The organism is Alteriqipengyuania sp., assembly GCF_964222115.1.
In the GTDB taxonomy this organism is placed as follows: domain Bacteria; phylum Pseudomonadota; class Alphaproteobacteria; order Sphingomonadales; family Sphingomonadaceae; genus Alteriqipengyuania.
Window position 1 is genome coordinate 47,867 of sequence record NZ_CAXQBM010000072.1, and the last position, 26,190, is coordinate 74,056.

Annotated in this window: 30 protein-coding genes; 12 read left to right on the forward strand and 18 right to left on the reverse strand. The window is 63.9% G+C overall.

Translation table 11 applies throughout. The features are described 5' to 3' along the window. Positions 1-48 precede the first annotated feature (48 nt). From ACEQXE_RS11370 to ACEQXE_RS11405, 8 genes are all read right to left on the reverse strand, one after another. Positions 49-405 (reverse strand): hypothetical protein, encoded by a 357-nt coding sequence (locus ACEQXE_RS11370; RefSeq protein WP_370179420.1) that lies wholly within the window; start codon positions 403-405, stop codon positions 49-51. Continuing rightward, the gene (locus ACEQXE_RS11375) at positions 405-1,853 is read right to left on the reverse strand and encodes an NAD(P)(+) transhydrogenase (Re/Si-specific) subunit beta (protein ID WP_370179510.1); all 1,449 of its coding nucleotides are present in this window, start codon (positions 1,851-1,853) and stop codon (positions 405-407) included. Before ACEQXE_RS11375 ends, ACEQXE_RS11370 begins: the two co-directional genes overlap by 1 nt. A gap of 53 nt (positions 1,854-1,906) precedes the next feature. Next, positions 1,907-2,068 (reverse strand): hypothetical protein, encoded by a 162-nt coding sequence (locus tag ACEQXE_RS11380; RefSeq protein ID WP_370179422.1) that lies wholly within the window; start codon positions 2,066-2,068, stop codon positions 1,907-1,909. Next, positions 2,068-2,352, reverse strand: a complete 285-nt coding sequence (locus ACEQXE_RS11385; protein WP_370179424.1) for an NAD(P) transhydrogenase subunit alpha — start codon at positions 2,350-2,352, stop codon at positions 2,068-2,070. Before ACEQXE_RS11385 ends, ACEQXE_RS11380 begins: the two co-directional genes overlap by 1 nt. An 11-nt stretch (positions 2,353-2,363) precedes the next feature. Then, a complete protein-coding gene (locus ACEQXE_RS11390; RefSeq protein ID WP_370179426.1) occupies positions 2,364-2,804 on the reverse strand; it encodes a PDZ domain-containing protein in 441 nt (146 codons plus the stop codon). Between the two features lie 122 nt (positions 2,805-2,926). Next, positions 2,927-3,289, reverse strand: a complete 363-nt coding sequence (locus ACEQXE_RS11395; RefSeq protein WP_370179429.1) for a PH domain-containing protein — start codon at positions 3,287-3,289, stop codon at positions 2,927-2,929. Between the two features lie 6 nt (positions 3,290-3,295). Then, a complete protein-coding gene (locus ACEQXE_RS11400; protein WP_370179431.1) occupies positions 3,296-4,417 on the reverse strand; it encodes an NAD(P) transhydrogenase subunit alpha in 1,122 nt (373 codons plus the stop codon). Between the two features lie 4 nt (positions 4,418-4,421). Then, on the reverse strand, positions 4,422-4,562 hold the full coding sequence (locus ACEQXE_RS11405; RefSeq protein WP_370179433.1) for a hypothetical protein: 141 nt from the start codon (positions 4,560-4,562) through the stop codon (positions 4,422-4,424). 184 nt (positions 4,563-4,746) lie between these two features. Between ACEQXE_RS11405 and ACEQXE_RS11410 the strand changes: the two genes are divergently transcribed. Then, on the forward strand, positions 4,747-6,165 hold the full coding sequence (locus tag ACEQXE_RS11410; protein ID WP_370179435.1) for a sigma-54-dependent transcriptional regulator: 1,419 nt from the start codon (positions 4,747-4,749) through the stop codon (positions 6,163-6,165). Positions 6,166-6,184: 19 nt separating this feature from the next. Beyond that, positions 6,185-6,943 carry an SDR family NAD(P)-dependent oxidoreductase gene (locus ACEQXE_RS11415; protein WP_370179437.1) on the forward strand — a complete coding sequence of 253 codons (759 nt, stop codon included), beginning with the start codon at positions 6,185-6,187 and terminating at the stop codon, positions 6,941-6,943. 13 nt (positions 6,944-6,956) lie between these two features. Here ACEQXE_RS11415 and ACEQXE_RS11420 read toward each other — a convergent pair whose 3' ends face one another. The 6 genes from ACEQXE_RS11420 to ACEQXE_RS11445 form a co-directional block, all read right to left on the reverse strand. Beyond that, positions 6,957-7,481, reverse strand: a complete 525-nt coding sequence (locus tag ACEQXE_RS11420; protein WP_370179439.1) for a hypothetical protein — start codon at positions 7,479-7,481, stop codon at positions 6,957-6,959. A gap of 70 nt (positions 7,482-7,551) precedes the next feature. After that, entirely contained in the window at positions 7,552-8,667 is a 1,116-nt protein-coding gene (folP, locus tag ACEQXE_RS11425) for a dihydropteroate synthase (protein ID WP_370179441.1), read from the reverse strand. A 196-nt stretch (positions 8,668-8,863) separates the two neighbouring features. Continuing rightward, positions 8,864-9,865, reverse strand: coding sequence for a hypothetical protein (locus ACEQXE_RS11430; RefSeq protein ID WP_370179442.1), 1,002 nt, complete (start codon positions 9,863-9,865; stop codon positions 8,864-8,866). 84 nt (positions 9,866-9,949) lie between these two features. Further along, positions 9,950-11,044: a site-specific DNA-methyltransferase gene (locus tag ACEQXE_RS11435; RefSeq protein WP_370179444.1), complete on the reverse strand. Its 1,095-nt coding sequence runs from the start codon at positions 11,042-11,044 to the stop codon at positions 9,950-9,952. A gap of 187 nt (positions 11,045-11,231) precedes the next feature. Next, complete coding sequence (locus ACEQXE_RS11440) at positions 11,232-12,152, reverse strand: calcium/sodium antiporter (protein ID WP_370179446.1); 921 nt, start codon at positions 12,150-12,152, stop codon at positions 11,232-11,234. Positions 12,153-12,210: 58 nt separating this feature from the next. After that, positions 12,211-12,849, reverse strand: a complete 639-nt coding sequence (locus ACEQXE_RS11445) for a ribonuclease HII (RefSeq protein WP_370179447.1) — start codon at positions 12,847-12,849, stop codon at positions 12,211-12,213. Between ACEQXE_RS11445 and ACEQXE_RS11450 the strand changes: the two genes are divergently transcribed. The 6 genes from ACEQXE_RS11450 to ACEQXE_RS11475 all read left to right on the forward strand — a co-directional run bounded on the left by ACEQXE_RS11450 (position 12,848) and on the right by ACEQXE_RS11475 (position 17,799). Further along, the gene (locus ACEQXE_RS11450; protein WP_370179449.1) at positions 12,848-14,038 is read left to right on the forward strand and encodes a PQQ-dependent sugar dehydrogenase; all 1,191 of its coding nucleotides are present in this window, start codon (positions 12,848-12,850) and stop codon (positions 14,036-14,038) included. The two genes, ACEQXE_RS11445 and ACEQXE_RS11450, sit on opposite strands and share 2 nt — an antisense overlap. A 72-nt stretch (positions 14,039-14,110) precedes the next feature. Beyond that, positions 14,111-14,632, forward strand: coding sequence for a GNAT family N-acetyltransferase (locus tag ACEQXE_RS11455; protein WP_370179451.1), 522 nt, complete (start codon positions 14,111-14,113; stop codon positions 14,630-14,632). Positions 14,633-14,678: 46 nt separating this feature from the next. After that, positions 14,679-15,236 (forward strand): DUF1285 domain-containing protein, encoded by a 558-nt coding sequence (locus ACEQXE_RS11460; RefSeq protein WP_370179453.1) that lies wholly within the window; start codon positions 14,679-14,681, stop codon positions 15,234-15,236. Further along, positions 15,191-15,835, forward strand: a complete 645-nt coding sequence (locus tag ACEQXE_RS11465) for a CoA pyrophosphatase (protein WP_370183891.1) — start codon at positions 15,191-15,193, stop codon at positions 15,833-15,835. Before ACEQXE_RS11460 ends, ACEQXE_RS11465 begins: the two co-directional genes overlap by 46 nt. Beyond that, positions 15,828-17,012: a CCA tRNA nucleotidyltransferase gene (locus ACEQXE_RS11470; protein ID WP_370179457.1), complete on the forward strand. Its 1,185-nt coding sequence runs from the start codon at positions 15,828-15,830 to the stop codon at positions 17,010-17,012. Before ACEQXE_RS11465 ends, ACEQXE_RS11470 begins: the two co-directional genes overlap by 8 nt. A gap of 253 nt (positions 17,013-17,265) precedes the next feature. Continuing rightward, positions 17,266-17,799 carry a hypothetical protein gene (locus ACEQXE_RS11475; protein WP_370179458.1) on the forward strand — a complete coding sequence of 178 codons (534 nt, stop codon included), beginning with the start codon at positions 17,266-17,268 and terminating at the stop codon, positions 17,797-17,799. A 188-nt stretch (positions 17,800-17,987) separates the two neighbouring features. Here ACEQXE_RS11475 and parC read toward each other — a convergent pair whose 3' ends face one another. Continuing rightward, positions 17,988-20,282, reverse strand: coding sequence for a DNA topoisomerase IV subunit A (gene parC, locus ACEQXE_RS11480; RefSeq protein ID WP_370179460.1), 2,295 nt, complete (start codon positions 20,280-20,282; stop codon positions 17,988-17,990). A 104-nt stretch (positions 20,283-20,386) separates the two neighbouring features. Between parC and ACEQXE_RS11485 the strand changes: the two genes are divergently transcribed. Both ACEQXE_RS11485 and ACEQXE_RS11490 read left to right on the forward strand, forming a co-directional pair. After that, entirely contained in the window at positions 20,387-20,932 is a 546-nt protein-coding gene (locus tag ACEQXE_RS11485; RefSeq protein WP_370179463.1) for a type 1 glutamine amidotransferase domain-containing protein, read from the forward strand. Positions 20,933-21,055: 123 nt separating this feature from the next. After that, positions 21,056-21,970, forward strand: a complete 915-nt coding sequence (locus ACEQXE_RS11490; RefSeq protein WP_370179466.1) for a DUF4349 domain-containing protein — start codon at positions 21,056-21,058, stop codon at positions 21,968-21,970. Here ACEQXE_RS11490 and ACEQXE_RS11495 read toward each other — a convergent pair. From ACEQXE_RS11495 to ACEQXE_RS11505, 3 genes are all read right to left on the reverse strand, one after another. Then, positions 21,967-22,296, reverse strand: a complete 330-nt coding sequence (locus ACEQXE_RS11495; protein ID WP_370179468.1) for a 2Fe-2S iron-sulfur cluster-binding protein — start codon at positions 22,294-22,296, stop codon at positions 21,967-21,969. The two genes, ACEQXE_RS11490 and ACEQXE_RS11495, sit on opposite strands and share 4 nt — an antisense overlap. Continuing rightward, positions 22,293-23,378 carry a cysteine desulfurase family protein gene (locus ACEQXE_RS11500; protein ID WP_370179470.1) on the reverse strand — a complete coding sequence of 362 codons (1,086 nt, stop codon included), beginning with the start codon at positions 23,376-23,378 and terminating at the stop codon, positions 22,293-22,295. The genes ACEQXE_RS11495 and ACEQXE_RS11500 overlap by 4 nt, the downstream gene beginning before the upstream one ends. Before the next feature lie 117 nt (positions 23,379-23,495). After that, positions 23,496-24,572 carry a cysteine desulfurase family protein gene (locus ACEQXE_RS11505; protein ID WP_370179472.1) on the reverse strand — a complete coding sequence of 359 codons (1,077 nt, stop codon included), beginning with the start codon at positions 24,570-24,572 and terminating at the stop codon, positions 23,496-23,498. Positions 24,573-24,704: 132 nt separating this feature from the next. Here ACEQXE_RS11505 and ACEQXE_RS11510 point away from each other — a divergent pair, with 132 nt between their 5' ends. Both ACEQXE_RS11510 and ACEQXE_RS11515 read left to right on the forward strand, forming a co-directional pair. Continuing rightward, positions 24,705-25,361: an alpha/beta hydrolase gene (locus ACEQXE_RS11510; RefSeq protein ID WP_370179474.1), complete on the forward strand. Its 657-nt coding sequence runs from the start codon at positions 24,705-24,707 to the stop codon at positions 25,359-25,361. Positions 25,362-25,499: 138 nt separating this feature from the next. Beyond that, entirely contained in the window at positions 25,500-26,183 is a 684-nt protein-coding gene (locus tag ACEQXE_RS11515; RefSeq protein WP_370179476.1) for an energy transducer TonB, read from the forward strand. Positions 26,184-26,190 lie beyond the last annotated feature (7 nt).

Sequence of the window (26,190 nt, forward strand, 5' to 3'; positions counted from 1 at the left end):
CTCCCTTTTGCGTTGCATTGTGCCACGCAATCGAGCGAAGACAAGGGGCTACAGGTTCTCGAAGAACCCGCCGAAGGTGCACGCGGCAGCGGCGCGAACCGTCACCTCGACCGCTTCGGGATCGTCGACCCGGCGAATACGCGCCAGCGCCTCGGCCGCGTCACGCGGCAGGGCGGCCTCGCCCTCTTCCGGCGCAACTTTTTGCAGCTTGCGCAGCTGATCGGTCGTCAGGCGTTCGGCCATGCGCGGGGCCATGCACTCGGCCTGTTCCTGCGGGACGCCAGCCTCGACCAGCGCGACCTCGACGGTGCGTTCGGTGACCGCCTGCATCCCGCCGCCGAAATAGAGCCACGCGCCCACGCCCAGAGCACCGAGCAGGATAAGAAGGAGAAGAAAGCGGCCCATCAGTCGAGCGCCTTCACGATTTCCTCGACCATCTTCTTCGCGTCGGAGAGCAGCATGGTCGTCTGGTTCATGTAGAACACGTCGTTGTCGACGCCCGCATAGCCTACGCCGCCCATGCTGCGCTTGATGAAGAAGACCTGTTTGGCCTTATCCACGTCGAATACGGGCATGCCGTAGATCGGCGAGGATTTATCGGTCTTCGCCGCCGGGTTCACGACATCGTTCGCGCCGATGATGAAGGCGATGTCTGCCTGCGCGAACTCGGAGTTGATGTCCTCCAGCTCGAACACCTCGTCATAGGGCACATTGGCTTCGGCCAGCAGCACGTTCATATGCCCGGGCATTCGGCCGGCGACAGGGTGGATCGCGTATTTCACGTCCACGCCCTTTTCCTTCAGCACATCGCCCATTTCGCGCAGCGCGTGCTGCGCCTGGGCCACGGCCATACCATAGCCGGGAATGATGATAACCCGCTCCGCCTGTTCGAGCATGAAGGCAGCGTCATCCGCGCTGCCCTGCTTGTAGGGGCGCTGTTCGCGGGCCTCGCCGCCACCGGCAGATGCATCCGCCCCGAAGCCACCCGCAATCACGGAGATGAAGCTGCGGTTCATCGCGCGGCACATGATGTAGCTCAGGATCGCGCCCGAAGACCCGACCAAGGCGCCGGTAATAATCATCGCGGTGTTGCCCAGCGTGAAGCCCATCGCCGCCGCAGCCCAGCCCGAGTAGCTGTTCAGCATGCTGACCACGACCGGCATGTCCGCCCCGCCGATGGGGATGATGAGCAGGAAGCCGATCGCAAAGGCCAGCACCGCGATGGCGATAACCATCCAGCCCTCGCCCGGTCCGCCCACGGTCGACATGGCATAGGCCGCAATCAGCGCGATGATTGCCGCCAGCGTGCCCAGGTTGATGACATGGCGTGCTGGCAGCAGGATCGGCGATCCGCCCATCCGGCCCGACAGCTTGAGGAAAGCGATAACCGACCCGCTGAAGGTGATCGCACCGATGGCGATGCCCAGCCCCAACTCGATCCGGCTGACCGTCAGGATCTGACCATCGAGGTCGAGGATGCCGAAGGCTCCGGGATTCATCCATGCAGCAAGGCCGACGAGTACGGCCGCCATACCGACCAGCGAGTGGAAGCCAGCAACAAGCTCGGGCATCTGCGTCATCGCGATCCGGCGGGCGATGGTGAACCCGATCAACCCACCGATGGCGATGGCGATCAGGATTTCGACGATATTCGCAATATCGTGGGTCACGATCACGGTGACGACCGCGATCAGCATCCCGATCATCCCGTTGCGATTGCCCGCCCGGCTGGTCGCGGGGCTGGAGAGCCCGCGTAGCGCGAGAATGAAGAAGATGCCTGCCACCAGATAGGCAAGCGCAACCCACGGGTTGGTCGGCCCATGCGCGGCAGCGGTTTCCACCGCATGGCTCATGCCGTAATCGGACCCCGGCGGCACGGCTAGGGGCTCCACATCGCGCGGCAGGCTCATTGCATTTCCTCCACCGCGAAGATCGGCAGGATCGCACTGCTCGTACGCGTTGAACTCTCACCGACCGAATGCCCACCATTATAGGCGAGCCACCCGGCGATGATAACCACGATGATCGTCGCGACGATCCAGAACACCTTGTCGAGCTTGTTGCCCATCACTTGGTGTCCTTCTTCTTGTACATCGCGAGCATACGCTCGGTGACGGCAAAGCCGCCGAAGATGTTGATGCTGGCGAGCACCACCGCGGCGAGGCCCAGCCACTTGGCGACCGCGCTGCCCGCCTCGGCGCTGGCGATCAGCGCACCCACGATGATGACCGAAGAAATCGCGTTGGTCACCGCCATCAGCGGCGTGTGGAGCGCGGGCGTGACCGACCAGACCACGTAATAGCCGACGAAACACGCCAGCACGAAAATCGACAGGACGGAAATGAAATCCATGATTGCTTGTCCTAGCTCCCCTGCTCTTCAATTGGTGCCTTGCGCAGTTTCACGTTGTCGCTGTCCCGGATCGCAAAGGTCAGTTCACCGTCGATAGCGGCGATCAGCTTGGCGATCTCTTTCAGCGAAAAACCGGACAGACGCACACCGTTGATCTTATCTATGATCATTCCGGTTTCCAGACCTGCCGCCTCTGCGGCCGAGCCTTCCATCACTCGCGCGATCACGACCTCGCCATCGACGATCTGGAACCCGATCCCTACGACCGGCTTGCTCGTATCGAACTCGGGCTGGAGGTCGGGCAGGCCCCGCATCATCTCGAGGAGTTCATCGACGGGAGAGGCCTGTTGCGCTTCCTGCGGTGCGGCTTCTGCGGAATCCTGCGCGCATACGGGGGCCGAGGCCACCAAGGCCGCCACAAGCGTGGCTGTATAAGCCCCTGTATGTCGCATGTGCCTCCCCCCGAGGGCCCGAAAGCCGGTTCGGAAAGGCTTATTGCAAGGCGGGCGGGCGCTGTCGATGGGGCAGCGACGCGAAAGCACTGCTTTTGCGCGATCGCTCTGCTGGCAGCGGCCTAAAGCACGTTCATCCGCGACGCGAGCAGCTTCTGCAGCGCCTCGGTATTGGTGAACTTGCCGACCTTGAACTCGATCGGCGGGTGGCCCGACAGGAACACCGCGATCTCCGCATCGAGGTCGATCGTGCTTGCGCTGGTAATCGAGAACGCGGTGATCGAGCGATACGGAATGGTCAGGTATTCTTTTTTCGTGCCGAGCAGGCCCTGCACGTCGATGTAAATGATCCGCCAGTCGGTGAAGGCAATCCAGTCGCGAATCGTCTTGAACGCGAAGTAGACCTCTTCGCCTTCCACCAGCGCGTGCCCGTGGTTGTCCACGAAGCCCTGCGGCGTGGTCTGCGTCTGATTAAGAACCCCCATCGGACCTTACCCTTCCTTCAGCCGCTGATTCACGACTTCGCCGCCCTTCGTCAGCCGCACTGCATCGCCGATTTCCTCGTCGAGGACCGGCTCTCCAGCCTCCCCGTCCCAAAAGGCGGAAAGGAAATTGTACAGGTTGCGCGCAAACAGAGCACTCGCATCCGGCGCCAGATGCGCGGGCGTGTTGGCGTAACCCATGATGATGACACCATGGCGGTTAACCAGTTCGTCCGCCACTGCTCCTTCGACATTGCCCCCTTGCGGCACAGCAATGTCGTAAATCACGCTGCCCGGCTTCATGCTGGCGATCTGGTCGTCGCTGATGAGGCGCGGCGCGGGGCGGCCCGGAATCAACGCGGTGGTGATGACGATATCCTGCTTGGCGATATGTTCTGAGACGAGCTTGGCCTGCGCGGCCTTGTATTCGTCGCTCATCTCGCTGGCGTAGCCGCCGCTTCCCTCGCCCTCGATCCCGCCCTCGGCCACGAAGATCGCCTTCGCGCCGAGCGATTCGATCTGCTCACGCGTGGCGGAGCGGACGTCAGTGGCAGAAACCTGCGCGCCCAGACGCTTGGCCGTGGCAATCGCCTGGAGGCCGGCAACGCCCACACCCATCACGAACACACGCGCGGCCTGCACCGTGCCTGCCGCAGTCATCATCATCGGAAACGCGCGGCCATACTGGTTCGCCGCCGCCATCACGGCCTTGTAGCCTGCGAGGTTGGACTGGCTGGAGAGCACGTCCATGCTCTGCGCGCGGGTGATCCGCGGCATGAACTCCATGCTCAGCGCTTCGAACCCGGCCTTGGCGTAGGCATCCACCAGCGCGCCGTTCTTGAACGGATCGAACAGCGCGGCGACCTTGGCGTCGGGCCTGGCGCCCTTCAGCGCGGCCACATCGGGCGCCTGGATGCCGAGCACGATGCCGGCATCCTTCACCACCTGCGCGGCAGTGCCGACGGTTGCCCCGGCTTCGGCATAGGCCGCGTCAGAAATGGAAGCGGTTTCGCCCGCGCCCTTCTCGACCGCCACGTCCGCGCCGAGCGCGATGAATTTCTTCGCGGTTTCCGGAGTCAGCGCGACGCGCGTCTCACCTGCCGCCCGCTCCTTGAGAACCGCGATCTTCATAGGATCAGGGCGCAATCAGGATGACGACGAAAAAAGCAATCAGCAGGATGATCGGGATGAAGATTTTCAGGCTGCCCATGAAGCGATCATAGGTGCTGCGCGCCTTTTCCATGTCTTTGCTGACGGCGTCTTGCGGTGCGGCCATGACGAACAGATTCTCCGGTATTGGGTGCTATTGGCCAAGCGGTCTATCGCCGCCTCCTGCCATTCTCAAGAGATTGCTGGCGTGCCTCCCCCGCCATCGCGGCTCATATCAGCCTTAATCTGGTCTTTACCGCCTTCGGATAGAGCATCGGTCTGCACCGCAATGGGACGGTTTACGGGGGACCATGGCCGATCAAGAAGAACGACTGCTGATGCTGATCGATGACGAACCGGCGCAAAGCCGTCTCGTCACCGCTCTGGCTGCGCGCGAAGGCTGGCGCACGGTCGTCGTCAACGACGCCGAAACCGCGATTGCCACGCTCGGCACGCGGCAGGGCATGCAATTGTCTGCCATCATCCTTGACCAGTGGGTGCCCGGCGATGCCGCGTGCGACCTGATCGCGGAACTCAAGCAGCGCCGCCCCGCCCTGCCGATCCTGATGCTGACCACCAGTGCCAGCCCACTGCTTGCAGTGGAGGCCATGCGCGCCGGTGCCACCGATTATCTCATCAAGCCCGTCGCGCCCGAGCGTCTGATGCGCGCGCTGCGGGCCGCAACCCGGGTCGAGGCACCGCGCAACGAGTTGCAGCCGCTGACCGAGAAGATGCCGGCAGTGCTCGATTTCGACGCGATGATCGGCACCGATCCCGCTTTCCGTATCGCGCTGGCCCGTGCTGCCAAGGCCGCCCGTGCGCACAGCCACGTGCTGATCGAAGGCGAGAGCGGCACCGGCAAGGAAATGCTGCTGCGCGCGATCCACGCGACCAGCCCCCGCAGCCGCGCACCGTTCCGCCTCGTCAACGTGGCGGGCGTGCCGGTCAATTCGATCGAATCCGCGCTGTTCGGGCACGAGAAAGGCGCCTTCGCGGGCGCCTTCGAGAGCCAGATGGGTGCGATCCAGCATTGCGACACCGGCACGCTGGTGCTCGACGAGATCGATCGCCTCTCCACCGACCAGCAAACGCGTCTGGCCGCAACGCTGAACGAAGGCATTGTGCGGCCTGTCGGCGCCAAGCACGGCTACCGCATCGACACGCGCCTGCTGTCTGCCAGTAACAGGCCGCTGTCCGAACTCGCCGCAAAAGGCCAGTTCGACCAGGACCTGCTCGCCGCGATCTCCGCGACACGCATCACATTGCCGCCGCTGCGCGAACGCCCGGGCGACATCCCTGCCCTTGCCCGTCATTTCCTCGCCCGCATCGGCGACCAGCCAGGCCTGCGCCATCTCAGTCTGGCAGACAGTGCGCTCAACCTGTTGTGCGCCTTCGACTGGCCGGGCAATGTCCGCCAACTGCAGGCGGTGCTGTTCCGCGCCGCTGTGTTCTGCGAGGCTGAAATGCTCACCGCGAGCGACTTCCCGCAACTCTCCGAACTGATCGGCGAACAGGCGGAAAGTGGCCACCATGTGCAGGAAGCAGTTGGCGTGATGCTGTACACCGAAGACGGCAACCTGCGCCCGCTCGAAGAGATCGAGGCGGACGTGATCCGCCTTGCCATCGGCCATTATCGCGGCCGGATGACCGAAGTTGCGCGCCGGCTCGGCATCGGGCGCTCGACGCTCTATCGCAAGCTGAGCGATCTCGGGATCGACAACGCGGCATAACCCGCTAAGCCACTCGGCCATGACCGAGGGATACGATTTCACAAACCGCACCGCCCTGATCACCGGAGCCGCTTCCGGCATCGGAGCGGCCTGCGCACGCTGGCTCGACCGGCAGGGTATCGGCAAGCTCGTGCTGGTCGATCTGGATGGCGATGGCCTCACCAAGCTGGGCCTCTCCTGCGATGTCGAAACGCACGCAGCCGACGTGGCCGACGAAGCGTTCTGGCAGTCGCTCGGTTCCAAGCTCGACCGACTCGACCACGCGGTCGTCAACGCCGGCATCGGTACCGGCGGACAAATCGCCGAGCTCGACTTTGCCGAGTGGCGCCGCGTGATGGCGATCAACCTCGACGGCGCCTTCCTCACTCTCTCCACGGCGCTGCGCGCGATGCGTACCAACGGGCGCGGCAGTGCGGTCATCACCGCCTCGGTCACCGGGATCAAGCCCGTCCCCGGCATCGGCGCATACGGCGTCTCGAAGGCCGCAGTTGCGCACATGGCGCGGATAGCGGCGGCGGAGAACGCCGAACACAAGATCCGCGTCAACGCCATCGCGCCGGGTGGTGTCGACACCGCGATCTGGAACTCGCCCGAACTCCAGGCCCAGTTCGCACAGCATGGCCGCGAAGCCGTGATCGCCCAGATGGGCAGCACCACCCCGCGCGGCCAGTTCGCCACGGCGGACGAGCTGGCGCGCGATATCGGCTACCTGCTGTCGGACGCCTCTGCCAACGTCACCGGCACCGTGCTGACCAGCGACGGCGGCTACACGCTTTAGACACTACCTCCGGTCAAAGTCGCTCGACACAGCGCTGCATCGCATCCAGCAGATCGTCTCGGTGCGGGGTCAGCGCAAGCGGCAGCATCTGAGTGCCCGCGCGCAGCAGGAAATAGTCGTAACGCTTCAGCGCTTCCAGCACTTCCCCATCGAGAATTGCCGTGGCCTGACGCCCCCCTCCTGGCTGTTCCGCAACGATCAGCTTGGGCAGGAAATAGTCCGTCTTGCCTTCTGCCGTCATCAGCAGGACCTGCGCCTCCTGCATTCCAAGCGGGGCATCGGCGGCAATATCGCCCGAATAGCGGACCTCCATCGAGAGTGGATCGGCCATGTAGAGCGAAACCGCACTCCACGGCGGCATCGTTCCGTCAGGGAATGCCGTTGGCTCACCGCCCGGTGCGGTGCAGAATTCCGGCCCCTGGACGACGGTCCAGTTGCCGATCCTCTCGTACATAGGCTCCTGCGCCATCGCGCCGCCTGCCGACAGGCCCAGTGCCACAACACCCGCGATGCGCAATGCGCGCGCCAAGTTTCGCATGTTTTCACCTTTCCGATTAAGTCTCGGAATTATTAGCCGAATATTGGGGGTGAGTGGATGACAATGCCTGTCATCCTCCTGGCATATCCGCGAAATCGGTCAGCGCCGCATCGCGCAGGCCGCGCCACACGTCGCGCGTCTGCACAGTTTCGGGCACGTCGTGCACGCGCAGCAGCTGCGCGCCCGCATCCATCGCCGCGACCGCCAGCGAAATGCTCCCGCCCAGCCGCGCATCCGCCGCCGCTCCCCTGCTCAGCGCGCCGATCATCCGCTTGCGGCTCGCTCCGAACAGGATCGGGTGGCCCAGCGCATGGAACAGCGGCAGCGCATTGATGAGCGCAAGGTTGTCACCCAGCGACTTGCCGAAGCCGAGGCCGGGATCGATCAGGATCTTCTCGCGCGTGATGCCAGCTTCGATCGCCGCATCTCGGCGTTCGCGAAGCGCATCGAACACGTCGAACATCACGCTCTCGTAAGTCCCGCCTTCATGCAGGTCGTTGCCCTTGCCCGGCGCGTGCATCAGCACTACCGGGCACCCGGTCTTCGCGACCAGTTCGGCCGACCGCGGATCGTATTGCAGGGCCGAGACATCGTTGACGAGGCCCGCGCCCGCCTGCAGCGCCGCCTCCATCGTGCCCGCGCGGCGCGTGTCGATGCTTACCGCGGCCCCCATGCTCGCGGCGGCTTCCACGGCGGGGAGGACGCGGCGGATTTCCTCTTCTTCCCACACGGTCTCTGCATTGGGGCGCGTGCTTTCGCCGCCGATATCGATGATCGCCGCGCCTGCCTCGACCATTGCCGCGATGGCGTCGCGCGCACCTGCGGGATCGCCCACGTGCTTGCCCCCGTCGGAGAAGCTGTCGGGCGTGACGTTGAGGATGCCCATGACCTGCGGCTGGTCGAGCCGGATGGTGCGCGCGTCCAGCTCCAGCGGCGGATGCGCCTTGCGCAGATTACCCCACTGCACCTCCGCCTCCGCCGCCACGCTGTCCGGCAGCTGCCCAAGCACCTGCGCGATGGTGTCTGGCGAGGCCCGCCAGCGTTCCACCACACGGCCATCCCTGCGCAGGATCACCGCAAAGCGGCTGGCATAGACGAGGCCCCCGGCAAGGCGGATGGCATCGCCCTCTTCGCTCTGCGGACCCGGCGCAAAGCCGATGGGGCGGATGTAGATGCTATCGCTCATGCGCCCTCACCTAGCCCGATTGCCCGCGCCCTGACACACCTGACACAGTGTCTTAAGGGGGAAAAGTAGGGGGCGTGAGGGATGAATAAATCTACTGCGGGAGGGGAGGTACTGAGCATCGCAAGCGTTGTAGTTTGCTCGCACGAAGTAGGACAGAGCACCACTCTCCTTACCATCGCCTCAGCTACAGCTCGCCCTAAGTCAGTCCAGTCAAGTTGGCGGCTCCCAGCAAGAAAAATATCGCGGTTGAACCCGCAATTATAATTGCCGTCCAAGTCAGACCGACCTCGAAATAATCGAAATAACGCTTGTCGCTACGATACAGTTTCTTACTAAACTCGCGCATTTCTGAAAATTCGCTGGAGAAAGTATCCAGCGCGACAACCACATCCTTGTTCATGATGTGAACCTTGGACAGGGTGGGTGCTTCTGGTGGATGGCTGGTAGCTGTTGACGCTTGAGGCGCTGGGATGGATGACTCGCTCGCGATCTCCAGAGCCGTCTGCTTCAGGAAATCCTGAAAATCATTGAGTTGGCGCGTATTGTTTACGAACGTATCGGTTAGTCGCTTCTCAAGGTTCTTGCGCAGTTTCTCGAGGCTCGCTGCATCGACATTGCCATGTTCTGCTAGGTCGTGGATTTCGATCCATTCTTGATCGATGCGGTTGATGCCGGGCCATGTCTGAATGGCGGGGATTGCCTCGATCTGTTGATCGAAAAATCTGGCCTTAGCCATGGCATGATCCCTAACATGCTGAGCGTCGCTTTGAGCCGTGGCGCGCTCAATGCTCATTTCCTGCTTTGCTGCCTCTCGCTCATCGTTCAGCGCCTCTTCGGCGGCGTGCGTGCGTGCGAAGATCTCGTCGACTCGCTTCCGCACTTCGGCGTTCAAGTCCGGGAGCGGCTCGGGACGCGCATCGACGCCCACCTTGGCATTGCGCCTAGTGACGCCTGCCGCAGCCTGACGAAAGCTGATCGCCATAAAAACAAGGATCAGTAAGCTCATCAGAATGAGGAACCACAAGTCAAATTCGCCGCCGAGGGTAGAGACCTCGACCCGATCTTTGTCGTCGATCGGCTGCATCAGGGGAAGCATGAAGGTGACCAGCGCCCAGAATAGGACGTTACGCTTCGCGCGCCGAAACGCCTCGAAGTAATGGATCGGTTGGTCCGTATCGCTGTCGATCGCGTCCGCCATCCTTGTCCTCCATTTCACACGAAGTGGCAGGATACCACACGAACAAAAGCCCGACCCCGGATCAAGTCCGGGGTGACGGAGAGATCAATCCTCCACCGCCAGCAAATACAGCTGCCGCGCGGCGTCGAGCGGCTTCACCAGCCCCTCGTCCTCGAAGTGCCAGAAGGTCCAGCCATTGCAGCTGGGCGCACCCTGCAGGTCCTTGCCGACCTGGTGGATCGAGCCCGTCATCTTTTCATATACAAGCGAGCCATCGGCGCGCACGGTCGCGGTCCAGCGGCGCGCCTTGTCGAACACCTGTGTGCCCGGCTTGACGAAGCCTGCCTCCACCAGCGTGCCGAAGGCGACGCGCGGCGCGCTACGTTTGCTCTGCATGGTGGTCAGCGCGCTTTCGTCGAGCGGCAGTTCCTTCTCGATCCGCGCATGGGCCACCTTGCGATAGGCCTCCTCACGCTCGCACCCGATCCATTGCCGGCCCAGCCGCTTGGCGATCGCGCCGGTGGTGCCGGTGCCGAAGAACGGGTCGAGCACGACGTCGCCCTTCTCGGTCGTGGCGAGCAGCACACGGTAGAGCAGCGCCTCGGGCTTCTGCGTCGGGTGCGCCTTGTGGCCGTGATCGTCCTTCAGCCGCTCGCCACCGGCGCAGATCGGGAAGGTCCAGTCGCTGCGCATCTGGAGCTCGTCGTTGAGCGTCTTCATCGCGCGATAGTTAAAGTGATATTTCGCCTTCTCGCCATGGCTCGCCCAGATCAGTGTCTCGTGCGCATTGGTGAAGCGGGTGCCGCGGAAGTTCGGCATCGGGTTGGTCTTGCGCCACACGATGTCGTTGAGGATCCAGAAGCCCAGGTCCTGCAAGGTCGCGCCGAGGCGATAGATATTGTGGTAGCTGCCGATCACCCACAGCGCGCCATCGGGCTTAAGAACGCGCCTGCACTCTGCCAGCCAAGCCTTTGAGAAATCGTCATAAACCGTAAAGCTGTCGAACTGGTCCCAGTGATCGGTCACGGCATCGACATGGCTTCCGTCGGGCCGGTTGAGGTCGCCGCCCAGCTGCAGGTTGTAGGGCGGATCGGCAAAGACGAGGTCGATGCTGTTGTCGGGCAGCTCACGGAGCCGCTCGACGCAATCGCCATCAAGGATCTGACCCAGCGGCAAGATGCACGGCGCGGGTTTCGCCATCGGATTGGTGCGCGCGCGAGTCCCCACCCGCGGTCTTGCGGTCGTTTCCACCGACATGCTGTTCGTGGCCCCCTCAGCCCTACTTATCCACAGGGGGACTCGATGAGTCCTCAGCGAGTCCGCGTCAAGTGATTAATGGTAAACGGGTAGGGTTACGTTGGGGTAAATTGCTGGAATCGAAAGCGCTTCAGCGGAAGGCCAGCGCGGTGTTCGCGGCAAATGCCAGCAGTAAAAGCAGTGCCGGAAAGCGGCCGAATTTTTTCATGCCCCAGCACACCAGCACCAGCAGGATGGCGGCCGCGACACACACTGGCCATGCCGGGAACAGCAGTTCGGGCGGGATCGACCGACCCGAAATCGCCATCGTCACCCCGCCGATCAGCAGCAGGTTGTAAATGTTGGACCCCAGCACATTGCCCAGCGCGATCCCGGCATGCCCGCGGATCGCGGCGGCGACGGATGCGGCCAGCTCGGGCAGCGATGTGCCCACTGCAACCACGGTCAGCCCGATCACCGTCTCGCTCACGCCCAGCTCGGTCGAAATCTCGATCGCGCCGTTGACCAGCCAGCGGCCGCCCAGGATCAGCGCAAGCACGCCGATGACGAACAGGATGATCGATGCGAACAGGTTGGGGATCGGCGTGGTCGTGTCGTCCTCCCCCTGCGCCGGGGGATGGTTGTACCGCCAGATGATATAGATCACGAGGGCTGCGAGCAGCCCCGCCCCGATCCACTGGTCGGCATATCCGAGATACGCAATCGCCGAGAGGCCGATGGTGGCGAGCAGTGCGACCACGCTGTCGCGCCGCCCGCGCCCTTCCAGCACGATCGGCATGATGAGCGCGGCTCCGCCCAGGATCAGCAGCGAATTGGCGATGTTGGAGCCGACGATATTGCCCCACGCGATCTCCGGCGTGCCTGCGCGAACCGCCTGCACGCTGGCCACCATTTCGGGCATGGAAGTCGCCGCGCCGACGATCACGATACCGGTGAACATGGTCGATACGCCCATCCGGCGGGCTAGGCCCACCGCCCCGCGCACCAGCAGTTCGCCGCCCACGGCGAGCGCCAGCAGGCCGACGGCGACAAGGATCATCGAAGCGGTCATGCAAGCCCCTCTAGCATGCGGATCGCGGGGGCAAAGGGGCCACGCGCCTCGCCGCGGGTCATGCGAACATTTCACTCTGGGCAACAGGCGCGAAGCTGCGGCGATGCAGCCCGCAGGGCCCATGCTGCCTCAGTGCGGCGAGGTGCTCTTGCGTCCCGTAGCCCTTGTTGCGGTCCCACCCAAAATGCGGGTGTTCCCGCGCGGCTTCGATCATCAGCCGGTCGCGCCATTCTTTCGCGACGATGCTGGCGGCGGAGATGGCGGGCTCTATCGCGTCCCCGCCAACGATCGCCCGGGCGGGCCAGCACCAGCCATCGCAACGCCCCTGGGGCGTCATGTTACCATCGATCAGCACGATGTCGGGCACCCGCCCCAAAGCGTGCGCCAGCCGCGCGACCGCCTGCGTCATCGCCAGCATGGTCGCGCCGAAGATGTTGAGCCTGTCGATCTCCTCGGGCTCGACCACCGCCACGCTCCACGCGCAATGCGCCCGCACCGCCTCGTCCAGCACGGAACGCCTTTTCGCGGTCAGCTTCTTGGAATCGTCGAGCCCTTCCGGCTGCGGCTTGCACAGAACGACCGCCGAGGCCACAACCGGGCCAGCCAGCGGGCCCCGCCCTGCCTCGTCCACGCCGACGATCAGCGCACCGGGCGGGCACTGGTCCGCGAATTCGGGAAAGGGAAGAGCTGCCAGCATGACCAAGAACCGCCTGATGTCCGCCGCGCTGTCTATCAGCGTCGCTTTTGCCGCTTCAAGCTGCGGCAGCGCTTCGACCGGGGAGAACACGCCGAGCGCCACTGCCGTAGCCAATGGCGCGGACGAGATTGTCGGGCCGTTCGCGGTGCGCAACCTGGCCACTTTCGACGAACCCTGGGCGGGCGCCTTCATCCCGGGCACGCCGATCCTCGAGATCACCGAAAAGGGCGGGACGATCAAGGCGTTCGACACCGCCAGCGGCGAACAATGGGACATTACCGGCGCGCCGCCGGTCGACTATGGCGGCCAGGGCGGATTGGGCGACATCGCTTTCCTGCCCAGCGAGTCGAGCGACACCATCGGCACGCGCACGATCTATCTCAGCTGGGCCGAGGCAGGCGACAACGGCACGCGCGGCGCGGCGGTCGGTCGCGGGCAGCTGGTCTGCGAAGAAGCCGAGACCTGCGCGATTCGCGATCTCGACGTGATCTGGCGGCAGACACCGAAGGTCACCGGCCAGGGCCATTACTCGCACCGGATCGCGATCAGTCCCGACGAGCAATATCTCTGGATCTCCAGCGGCGACCGGCAGAAGAAAACGCCCGCACAGGACATTGCGAACACGCTGGGCACGGTGGTTCGCCTCAATCTCGACGGCACGCCCGCCGCCGGCAATCCGTTCGCCAGCAGGGGTTCGCCCAGCGACCAGATCTGGTCCTACGGGCACCGCAACATGCTGGGCCTCGCCTTCGACGAGGACGGCCGCCTCTGGGATCTCGAGCACGGGCCTGCGGGCGGCGACGAGCTTAACCTGGTGGCACGCGGTGCCAACTACGGCTGGCCCGAACGTTCGAACGGGCAGAACTACAACGGGTCGCCCATTCCCAACCACAGGGCAGACGACGGATTTTCGCAGCCGGCAATCTCGTGGACGCCTGTGATCGCGCCGGGCAACCTGATATTCTATTCGGGCCGCATGTTCGGCGATTGGCGCGGCGAAGCGATCATCTCGGGCCTCGCCACGCAATCGGTCATCCGCGTGCAGATCGAAGGCGAAAAGGCGACGGAGGCCGCCCGTTACGACATGGGCGCACGCATCCGCGCCGTAATCGAAGGGCCCGAAGGCGCGCTCTACATCCTCGAAGATGGTGACGGAGGGCGATTGCGCCAGCTGACCCCCGCCGAATAGGCCGGCGCCAATTCGTGTCGACAGTACGCGCATGAACCTCTACCCGGCGCGCCGCATTCATTTTGGTAGATCATGCCGACCATCGTTCCTCTCGATGCGGTCCCGACCGCGCTGCACGACGCCCTGCTCGATTCTGCTTTCGGGCCGGATCGGACGAGCCGCACCGCCTATCGCATCCGCGAGGGGCTGCAGCGGCTGGACGCGCTCAGCTTCGCCGCACTGGACGATGAGGAATTTCTCGCCGGCACGATCGAGCTCTGGCCGGTCTCGCTCACCGACGAGGATGGCAAGCAATATCCGCTACTAATGGTTGGCCCGGTCGCAGTCGCCCCGGCTCGCCAGAACGAGGGGTATGGCAGAGCGCTGATGGCGGCGGCGCTGGGCGCGGTGGACGGTCTTGCAACGCCCGATGCGCCCGCCTTGCCGCAGGTCCTGATCGGCGACCCGGACTATTACGACAAGTGGGGTTTCGTCGCCGCGCCGACCGCCGGGTGGGATACGCCCGGCCCGGTAGAGCGGCACCGGCTGCTGGTACGCTGCACGAACCCTTCCGTACTGCCCACGCGCGGCATGCTGGGGCCGTGGAGGAGCTGACTACGCGCGATTGCGCGCCCCCTGCGCTTCTGCCACAGCATCGGCAATGCCCTACGAACCACCCCCGCACCTCGCCGGCCTGACGCTGGCGCAAATCGCCGAGCAGGTTGCCGCGCGCAAGCTACCGCCGGTCGAGGGATGGGCGCCTACCAAGATGGGCGAATCGGGCATGCGGATCGCGGCGGATGGCACATGGTTTCATGACGGCTCGCCGATCACGCGCGAAGCGATGGTGCGGGCATTCTCGGGTCTGCTGGTCCGCGACGAGGAAGGGCGGCACTACCTGCTTTCCCCGTTCGAGATGCTCTCCATCGAGGTGGAGGATGCGCCCTTCATCGCCACCGACATGACCGTGCGGCAGGAAAAGGGCGGCCCCGTGCTCGTCTTCCGGCTGAACACCGACGAACTGGTGGTGGCCGGGCCGGACAATCCGATCTTCGCGCGCGGCGATGACGAAACGCCCGCGCTCTATCTCGGCGTGCGGCGCGGGCTCGAAGCACGGCTCAACCGCAGCACTTACCAGCAGCTTGCCGAGCATGCGCTGTCACTCGATGACGGATGGACGGTTTCCAGCATGGGCGAGACCTTCCGGCTGAAGCCGTGAGCGAGCTTGTTACCCGGCTCCAGACGATATTCGACGAAGGCCACGGCGTCGAACTGCCCGGCCTGCTGACCGACCGCGAGTTCGCCGATCGCGATCCGCGTCCGGCGGCAGTTCTGATCCCTGTGACGGACAGACCCGAGCCGGGCGCGATCCTGACCAAACGCCCGCATGCCCTGCGCAGCCATCCGGGACAGGTCGCTTTCCCTGGCGGCAAGCTCGATCCCGGTGAGGATGCGGTGGAGGCTGCGTTGCGCGAGGCGGAAGAGGAGCTGGCGCTCGATTCCGCGCACGTCCGCGTGATCGGCGCGACGGATCGCTACCACACCGGCACCGGGTTCGATGTGACGCCGGTGCTGGGCGTGATTCCGCCCGACCTGCCGCTGGTGCCCAATCCGGGCGAGGTGGAAAGCTGGTTCGAAGTGCCGCTGTCGATCCTGTTCGACCGGTCCAACTACACCGAGCATCGCGCAATGTGGAAAGGTGCCGAGCGCCGCTATTACGAGATGCATTACGAGGGGTATCGCATCTGGGGCGTGACTGCGGCGATCATCTTCAACCTGTCCCGGCGGCTGGAAATCACCGAGAGTTTCGGTGGCTGAGCGGTTGCCTGACACCGACTGGACGCAGCGCAGCGATCTCGCCGCGCTGGTCGACGCGCTGGGAGCGGAGAATGTCCGCTGGGTCGGCGGTGCAGTTCGCGACACGCTGCTGGGCCTGCCGGTGAAAGACATCGACGCGGCCACGCCGCTGCTGCCCGAAGACGTGATCGAGAGGTGCAAGGCGGCCAGCATCAGGACCGTGCCGACCGGGATCGACCATGGCACAATCACCGCATTGCTGGACGAGAGCCCGGTCGAAGTCACTACGCTGCGCCACGACGTGTCGACCGACGGCAGGCGGGCGACTGTCGCCTTCGCGAGCGAATGGCGCGACGATGCGGCGCGGCGCGATTTCACGATAAATGCGCTCTATGCCGCCCCGCACACGCTGGAAATCCTCGATTATTTCGGCGGGCTGGAAGATCTGGCTGCGCGACGCGTCCGCTTCATCGGCGATCCGCACCAGCGCATTCGCGAAGATCACTTGCGCATCCTGCGCTATTATCGCTTCCAGGCCCGCTTCGGCGCGGCGCTGGACGAAGCGGCGGAGGATGCGTGTGCGCAGCTGGCGCCGATGATGAAGGGCCTCAGCCGCGAACGGGTGGCGATGGAGCTGCTGGCGATCCTTGCCTTGCCCGACCCTGCCCCGACCATCGCCCGGATGAGAACGCGAGGCGTGCTGCCGGTCATCCTGCCCGAAACGGGGACCGCCCAGATTGCCGCGCTCGAGCGCCTCGTTGCGGCAGAGCGCAGTTACGGGATTGCAGGCGATCCGATCACCCGCCTTGCAGCTTTGCTCCCGCCGGTGGAGACCATTGGCGAAAGCGTGGCCGCGCGCCTGCGCCTCTCGCGCAAGCACCGCGACCTGCTGACCTGCCTGGCACGGCGTCAGCCGGAAGATGGCACGGCGGCCAGGGCCCTCGCCTATCGGGAAGGCAGCGAGTGCGCGATCGGGCGGCTGGCTCTCGCAGGCGAAGACCCGCGCGATCTGGTGGAATGGGAAGTGCCCGAACTCCCCCTCAAGGGTGGGGAAATCGTCGAACACGGGATTTCCGGGCCGGATGTATCGAAGCTATTGCGGACAGTGGAAACGCGCTGGATCGCAGAGAATTTTCCCGGTCGAAACCGTGTGGAAGAAATTTTGCAGGAAGAATTGTCTACCCGAACAAAGTCTTAAGCTTGCCTTCATGCGCAACATTCTAATTGTAGTGCATCGGAACAGGACGGAGAATGATTGTGCGCCGCTCTGGCGGTTGACATCATTTTGCCGCATTTTCATACCGACCGACCCCGTATGAGACCGTATTGGGCTCTTGCGCCCGCTGTTTGCGGGACCATTTGGCGGGACCGACCGTTTTCAGGGGTGAACCCCCTACTCGCAGATTGCCTCCCGAAACGTGGGCAGTCCGTGGCCAACAAAGGAGAGAATTATGAAGTTCAAGACCATGCTTGCCACCGCCGCCGCACTGACGCTGGCGACTGCCGCACAGGCCCAGGTCGGCCCGAGCGTCGGCGCGACCGTCTACGGCCCGGAAGGCGAAGTCGTTGGGACGATCGACTCCATGGAAGATGGCGTCGTTGTCATCAACACCGGCGATTACAGCATTCCGATGGGCGAAGGTTCTTTCGCTGCAGGCGAAAATGGCCCGAAGGTTTCGGTGACCAAGGAGCAGATCGACAACTATGCGCGTAAGCAGGAAGCGGAGCTGGCAGCGAAGGTGAACGCCGCGCTCGTTGCTGACGCCATGCTTCTGAGCGCCGACGGGCTCGAAGTCGGAACGGTTACTTCGGTCGAAGCAGATACCGTGCTGGTGAAGATCGATGACAAGCCGGCCACCTTCGGCCGTGACCAGTTCGCGGTGAACGATGAGGGCGCACTGATCGTCCTGATCAACAAGGCCGATCTTCTGGCTGCACTTAGCGCCAATGCCGGCGCCACCACGGAAGCTGGCGACGCTGAGTAAGCGCTAGCAAACAAGTTTCCCTCGGAGCCACCACTTTTGAGGGTCGCAAGGGGCGGGTCGTATGCCGGAAGGTGTGCGGCCCGCCTTTTTTTGCGCTTTGCGCAAGGTCAGACCTCCCGCCCCACCTCCCCGCCCGGCCACCAAGGGTACACCCAGGATATGGTAGCCGGGTGGGAGGTTAGCTTGGATCAAAAACGATTGTCGCGCGGGAATCCGTTGGGCGGCATCCGGCCCGCGCCGCCGCGGGCGACCTTCCACTGCCACATCTCGGGCTCGGTCCGCGTCCGTTCGCCCGAACCGCCCATCTGCCAGCTGAGGCCGTCTTCCAGCCGGAAGGTGGTGACATCGGCCATCCCGCCATCCTTGTAACGCTGGAGCTGGACGCCCTGCCCGCGCTGCATCTCGGGCATTTCCTCGAGGTTGAAGACCACCAGCTTGCGGTTGTCGCCCACCACGGCGACATGATCGTGCCCCTCGCCGATATGCGCCACCTTCGCGAGCTTCGCGTCACCCTTCAGGTTCATCACCGCCCTGCCCTTACGCGTTTCGGCCAGCAGATCGTCCGACTTGATGACGAAGCCCTTGCCCGGCGTGCTCGCCAGCAGCAGCCGCTCGCCTGCCTTGTGCGGCCATGCGGCGACGATCTGCGCCGCATTGTCGATATCGAGCACCGTGCGCACCGGCTCGCCGAAGCCACGCGCACCGGGCAGCTTATCTGCGCCCAGCGTGAAGAAGCGCCCGTCGTCGGTCGCCAGCAGCAGCTTGTCGGTCGTCTGCGCGTGGAACACGAAGGCCAGCTCGTCGCCTTCCTTGAACTTGTATTCCTGCGCGAGATCGGCGTGGCCCTTTGCCGCACGGATCCAGCCACGAGTCGACAGGATGACCGTGATTGGCTCCTTCTCGATCATCGCGTCCATGCTGAACTCGACCGTGGGCGCCGCCTCGGCAATCAGTGTGCGCCGTGCGCCCAGCGCGGTATCCTTGCCGTATTCCTTGCGCAGGGCATTGAGATCGCGCTTCAGCCGGGTGCGCTGGCGGGCCGGAGAGTCGAGCAGCTTGTTCAGCTCGTCCTGCTCTTTCAGCAGTTCGTCCTTTTCCTGCCGCAGCTGCATTTCCTCCAGCTTGCGCAAGGATCGCAGCCGCATGTTGAGGATCGCTTCGGTCTGCCGGTCGGTCAGGCCGAATTCGGCCATCATCACCGGCTTGGGCTCGTCCTCGGTACGGATGATCTCGATCACCCGGTCGAGATTGAGGAAGGCGATGATATAGCCTTCGAGCAGTTCCAGCCGATCCGCGATCTTGGCTAGCCGATGGCGGGTGCGCCGCTGCAGGACGTCGATCTGGCTCGCGATCCAGTGCTGCAACAGCTCCTTCAGGCCCATCACCATCGGTGTGCGGGTTGCATCCAGCACGTTCATGTTGAGCCCGAAGCGCGTTTCCAGGTCGGTCAGGCGGTAGAGCGACTCTTTCAGCAATTCGGGGTCGACGTTGCGGCTGCGGGGAACCAGTACGATGCGAATCTGCTCGTCGCTCTCGTCGCGCACGTCTTCAAGGATGGGCACCTTCTTGTCCGAGATGACCTGCGCGATCTGCTCGATCAGCTTGCCCTTGGGCACCTGGTAGGGGATTTCGCTGATGACGAGCTGCCACTGCCCGCCGCCCAGCCGCTCTATCCCCGCCTCGCGATCCTCTTCGTTCGCCGCTTCTGCCGCGTGGAAACGCGCACGGATGCGGAAGCTTCCGCGCCCGGTCTCGTAGGCGGCAGAGATCGTCTCCGCGCTGTCCACGATCAGGCCCCCGGTGGCGAGGTCCGGGCCCTGCATCAGCTGCATCAGCTCTGCGTGCTCGACGGAGGGGTTCTCGATCAGCTCCAGCGTCGCCGCGATCACCTCGTCCACATTATGCGACGGGATGTTGGTCGCCATGCCCACCGCGATCCCGCTGGCGCCATTTGCGAGCAAGTTGGGGAACAGGCCGGGGAAGACGAGCGGCTCTTCCTCCTCGTTATTGTAGGTTGGCACGAAATCGACGGTGCCTTCGTCGAGCCCCGCCATCAGGGCCATCGCGGTCTTGGTCAACCGCGCTTCGGTATAGCGGGCGGCGGCGGCGTTATCGCCGTCGATATTGCCGAAGTTCCCCTGCCCCTCCACCAGCGGATACCGTAGCGCGAAGGGCTGAGCGAGGCGGACCATCGCATCATACAGCGCCGCATCGCCGTGCGGGTGGTACTTGCCCATCACATCGCCAACTACACGGCTCGATTTCTTGAACGCGCTGTCGGGCGAGAGGCGCAGGCCCCGCATCCCCCACAGCAGGCGGCGGTGGACCGGCTTCAGCCCGTCGCGCAGATCGGGCAGCGAACGCGCAGTGATCGTGGAGAGCGCATAGACGAGATACCGCTCGGACAGCGCGGTGTCGAACGGCGCATCGACGATAGCGGACGGAGAATCGGGCTCTTTCGAACCATTTTCAGCGGAAGACATCGCCTCGCCCTATCATCGGCTCGCCCCGGCCAACAGCATGGAACGAGATACTTTCCCCGCCCGTTTGATGCACGAAACCACAATCCAAGTGAAAGGAAACACCAATGGCCAAACGTGTCATGATCCTCGCCACCAATGGCTTCGAGCAATCCGAGCTGTTCGATCCCAAGCAGAACCTTGAAAATGCCGGAATAGAAACTGAGCTGGTCAGCCTCGAATCCGGTGAAATCAAGGCTTGGGACAAGGATGACTGGGGCAAGACCATCGCGGTCGACAAGACGGTCGACGAACTATCGAACTGCGAAGGCTACGACGCCCTGCTGATCCCCGGTGGGCAGATCAATCCCGACTTGCTGCGCGCCAATCCGCGTGCGGTCGCAATCGTCCGCGAGTTCAACGCTGCGGGCAAGCCCATCGCAGCCATCTGCCACGCACCCTGGCTGCTGATCGAGGCGGGCCTTGTCGAAGGCAAGACATTGACCAGCTATAATTCGATCCGCACCGATATGAAGAATGCAGGTGCAAACGTGGTCGACGAGGAAGTCGCCGAAGACGGCAACCTCATCACAAGCCGCAACCCGGACGACATCCCTGCCTTCTCGGATCGCCTGATCAGCCGCGTGCTGGAGAAGGTGCCCGAAGACGCGTAACCCCTTGATACGCCGATAAAACCGAAGGCCCTGTCGCAGCTATGCGGCGGGGCCCTTTCATACCCGCTTGCAAGTGTGGCGAAAATGAGGCAAGAATCGGGCATCCATTGACGGAGATCCCGCATGCTCGTTCGTCGCTCCTTGCCGCTTGTCGCTTTTGCAACCCTCGCCCTTGCCGCCTGTTCGGAGAGCGAAACGTATGAAACCGCCGAGGCGGTGACGACCGTCGATGTGGCGGAAGAGGCTGCGATGGAGGCTCCTGCGCCGCAAGCCGACGAGGCAATGGCCGAGGATGGCGGTGATGCCGAGAGCATCTCCACACCTGCCATTCCCGCTGCGGCACCCAAGATCGCTTATGTCTATTCTTACGGCTTTCGCGTGGATCGCGACGAGATCGCACCGCTGCAGGAGCGCCACGCCGACATGTGCGTGAAGCTGGGGCCGCTCACCTGCCAGGTCCGCTCGCTGCAACAGAACGGGGCGGAAGACGATTATGGCTATGGTCGACTGGAACTGTCGGTGGCGGCAGACCGCGCCCGCGAGTTCGGGCGCGAACTTGCGGCGGCAACCGATAGCGCGGGCGGCGACCAGATCTCGTCAAGCATCGAGGGCGAAGACCTTTCCAAGCAGATCGTCGATACCGAAGCGCGGCAGCGCAGCCGCGAAGTGCTGCGCGACCGGTTGATGGAAGTACTGCGCACCCGCAAGGGCAGCGTTCAGGAACTGGTCGAGGCCGAACGCGGCGTCGCGCAGGTGAATGAAGAGATCGACCAGGCGCGCAGCTGGCTGCAGGAAATGCGCGGGCGTGTGGCCTATTCGCGGATTACAGTCACCTACCAGAGCGAAGGGGCTGGCCCCGGCGGTTTCTTCGAACCGATCCGCAAGGCCATCGGCTCTATCGGCCCGGTTGCCGGTAACGTGATCGGCGGGCTGATCCTGCTGCTGACAGTGTTCCTGCCCATCGGCCTGGTGGGTTACGGCATCTCGCTGCTGGTCAAGCGGGTGCGCCGGCGCAAAACGACCGAAACCGCCGACTAGTCCCGGCTCATATCGCGCGCTTCGGCGGGGATGGAGACCTCCAGCCCGTCGAGCGCGTCGGTGAGCTCGATCTGGCACGAAAGGCGGCTGGTGGGCCGCACGCCATAGGCGAGGTCGAGCATGTCCTCCTCGTCCTCGCTCGCGTCGGGAAGCTGCGCGAACCATTCCTTCGCGACAAGGACATGGCAGGTGGAGCAGGCCATCTGCCCCTCGCACGTGCCTTCCAGCGGCATGCCCGCCGCCTGCCCGACGCGAAGCAGAACGTCGCCCGGCTGCGCCTCGGCTTCGACGCGCTCGCCGTCGGCCTTGTGAAAGATGACCTTCATCCTTGCGAGTCTGCCGCTTCGAGGATGATCGAGCAAGCGCGCTGCATATCCTCGCGCGTCGTATAGCGCCCCCAGCCGAGCCGGATCGAGGATTTTGCTTCCGCGTCGTCCAGCCCGATGGCGCGCAGCACATGGCTCGTCCGTCCAGACCCGCTGGCGCAGGCCGACCCGGCGGAGAACATGACCTCGCGGCAATCGCTCATCAGGCGGGCGACGTCCAAGCCATCGCGGCGGATGTTGAGATTGCCGTGCCAGCGCTGTTCCGCGCTGCCATTGAGCGTCCACCCGGAGAATGCCTCGCGCGCGACCTGCCACAGCTCCTCGATGTGGACGCGATCTTGGTCCATCCGCTCAACCGCGAGTGCCGCTGCCGCGCCGAACCCGGCACACAGCGCGGGCGACAACGTGCCCGAGCGTAGCCCCGCCTCCTGCTTCCCGCCTTCGATATTCGGGATCAGCTTCAACCCGTCACGCACCCACAGTGCGCCAATGCCCTTGGGCCCATGTATCTTGTGCGCACTGACCGCGATCATATCCGCTTCCGGCGGCAAGGCCATGCGGCCAGCGGCCTGCACCCCATCTACCAACAGCAGTGCGCCGGTCTCCTTCGCGCGGCTTGCCAACTCTCCAATCGGCTGGATCGTGCCGATTTCGTTGTTGACCGCCATCACGCACATCAGCCCGACATACTGCGGCATCGCCACATCGGGCGTGACCAGGCCGTCCGCGTTCACCGGCAATTCGGTCCAGTTGCCGATCGCCTTGACCGTGTCGATCACCGCAGCGTGCTCGATTGCGCTGAAGGCAATGTGCTCGCCCGAGCGGACGGCGGCATTGCCCCGGATCGCAAGGTTGAGCGCCTCGGTCGCGCTGCCGGTGAAGATCACCTGCCCACCGGATGGAAACAGACTCGCGACCTGCTCGCGCGCCACCTCGACCGCCGCGGCTGCCATCCGACCCATGCGGTGCGGGCTGTGCGGATTGCCGAAGCTCTCGCTCTCCGGCCCGCCGAGCCATGCCAGCATGGCCTCGCGCGCCTCGGGCGCGAGTGGCGTGGTCGCTTGGTAATCGAGGTAGATCATTATACGAGCATCACTCTAGCAGATACGTCGCCCCGGACTTGATCCGGGGCAAGGCTTTCTTCGCATGAAAGAAGAGGAAGCGGGACCCCGGATCAAGTCCGGGGTGACGGTTGTGGCTTAAGTGAGGCTGCGCCAAGCCTCGGCAAAAGCATCCAGTTCCTCGGCGGTCGTATTCCACCCCATGCTGACCCGGATCGTGCGCGCGGCGACATCGTCGGGCACTCCGAACGCATCGAGCACGCGGCTTTTCTTGAGCGTGCCCGAGGAACACGCGCTGCCTGCGGATACTGCGAAACCCATCGCATCGAGCCGGATGAGCTGAGCTTGGGCGCTCAGGGTGGGGTGGGCGACAGCGATGATGCCGGTCGTTCCACAGAAGGCGCTAGGTGAAACCAACTGACCAGTCTGCTGAATTGCCTTTTCAAATTCACGCCGATCCTCCCTCGTGGTCGACCATTCTTCGATCCCACCACATTGAAGAGCCGCTGCCATGCCGAGAATTGCAGGTAGATTTTCGGTCCCTTGGCGATAGCCGCGCTCATGCCCCCCGACCGGCTCCAAGGCAGAGAAATCCGTTACCAGCAGCGCTCCGGCACCGATGGGTCCGCCAAATTTATGGGCTGAGATCACAATCAGGTCAGCCTTCGGTAGATCGATCTTTCCAGCGCTTTGACTGCAATCCGCCAACAGCAAGGCATTCACCTCAGCCACCATCGTTTGAAACTTGTCTTCTTTGAGCCAATAAAAATTCAATCCAACTTCGGGATTTATGTGTTGGACGGATACCAACGCCCGCTCTTGGTGAGACAGAAATCGCTCGAGCGCATCGTAATCCAGCTCTCCGCCTTGCAGCAGACCATGATTGTCGATCGGCAAAACCTCCGCATCGGGCGCCGCACGAAACACTGCATCATGCTCCACCGCGCTCACGATACTCCGATCCACTTTCGCGCGGTTGAGCGCGATCCACAGCGCCTCGCTCGCGCCCGAGGTAAAGATCACCTCGCCGTCCCACTTGAGGGCCGCCTTTACCCGCACGCGGGCATCCTCCAGCGCCTGCTTGGCCTTGCGTCCTTCCGCGTGCGGGCTCGACGGGTTGGCCCAGATCGCGAAGCCTTCCTCCATCGCCGCCTTTGCCTCGGGCCGCAGCGGCGAGGTGGCGGCATGGTCCAGATAGATGCGGGGCTTGCTCAACGGCTGCCCGGCAAGATGCTCGAAAGAATTGCGAAACGCGTCATAAAGCCTATATAGCCGCGCACCTGACGCGCGCCACCGCCCATTGGGCTAGCACGCACTCCAGCCCTGTTGATCCGGACCCAAGCACCCATGCCCACCGTCATCTTTCCCGGCCCCGAAGGCCGTCTCGAAGGCCGTTTCTCTCCCCCGCCCCGCCCGCGCGCACCCGTAGCGCTGATCCTGCACCCGCACCCGCAGGGCGGCGGTACTATGAACGAGCGGATCACGCAGAGCCTCTACAAGACCTTCGTCGATCGCGGTTTCGCGACCTTGCGTTTCAATTTCCGCGGCGTGGGCCGCAGCCAGGGCAGCTTCGACAATGGTATTGGCGAATTGTCCGACGCGGCGTCTGCGCTCGACTGGATCCAGTCGATCCACGAGGAAGCGCAGGTTACCTGGGTTGCCGGTGTGTCTTTCGGCGCGCTGATCGGCATGCAATTGCTTATGCGACGGCCCGAAATTCGCGGCTTTATCTCGGTCGGCGCCCCGGCGAGCATGTACGACTTCAGCTTCCTCGCGCCCTGCCCCGCCAGCGGTATCTTCGTCCACGGTGCAGCCGACACTGTGGTACCGCCGCCCGCCGTCACCAAGCTGGTCGAGAAGCTGCGGACGCAGAAGCACATCACGATCCACCACGAGGAAATCCCGCGTGCCAACCACTTCTTCGAGAAGGAGCATGACGAGATGATGGGCGCGGTCGACAACTACCTGGACTTCCGGCTCGATCCCTCCTGCCCGATCCGATAATACGTTGTTTTTTGCAATGAATTGAAGAACATCAGTTCGCTGTTGCAACTTTATTTCGTATTCCCAGCGTTCAGACTAATAGTGTAACATCCCTCCGTGGGTGGCGGATCGCTGCTCAGCAAAACAGGAGAGATGCCAATGGCTTATGCAAATGCACAAAGGCCGCAGAACCGGGCGACAGCGATAGCCGCAGTGGTCGGGATTCACGCGGGACTGGGCGCTTTGCTCATCTACGGCCTCGCCACCAACGGCGTGATAAAACCCGTTGTTCCGCCCCTTGTCGGCGAGCAATTCGAACTGCCACCGCCTCCGCCCCCGCCCGAGCCGGTGGATCAGCCGAAGGAAAAGGTGCCGGAATCCTCGCGTGAGGTGTTTGCGCCCAAGGCTCCGATCGAATTCACGCTGGACCGGCCCGTTGTCGATTCGACCGACAAGATCCTTCCGCCGAGCGATCCGGTACCCAAGGCGACGCCCGATCCGTTGCCCAAGGCAACACCGCCCGCGCCGCCGCCGGCGCCTGCGTTCGATCCGATACCGCCACGCCCGTCGAACAGCCAGAGCGGCTGGGTGACGCAGGCGGACTACCGCTCAAGCTGGATCTCGCGCGGCTATACCGGGCAGGTCGGCTATCGTCTGAGCGTGGGCGCCAGCGGCCGCGTCGAAGGATGCTCTGTCACCCGATCCAGCGGCGTTTCCGCACTCGATCAGGCGACTTGCCAGTTGGTGAGCCGCCGCGCGCGGTTCGATCCGGCGAAAAACGATCAGGGCCGTGCCACCGCCGGCACCTATACTGGTGCGGTGCTGTGGCAATTGCCTGACTGATCGCGGC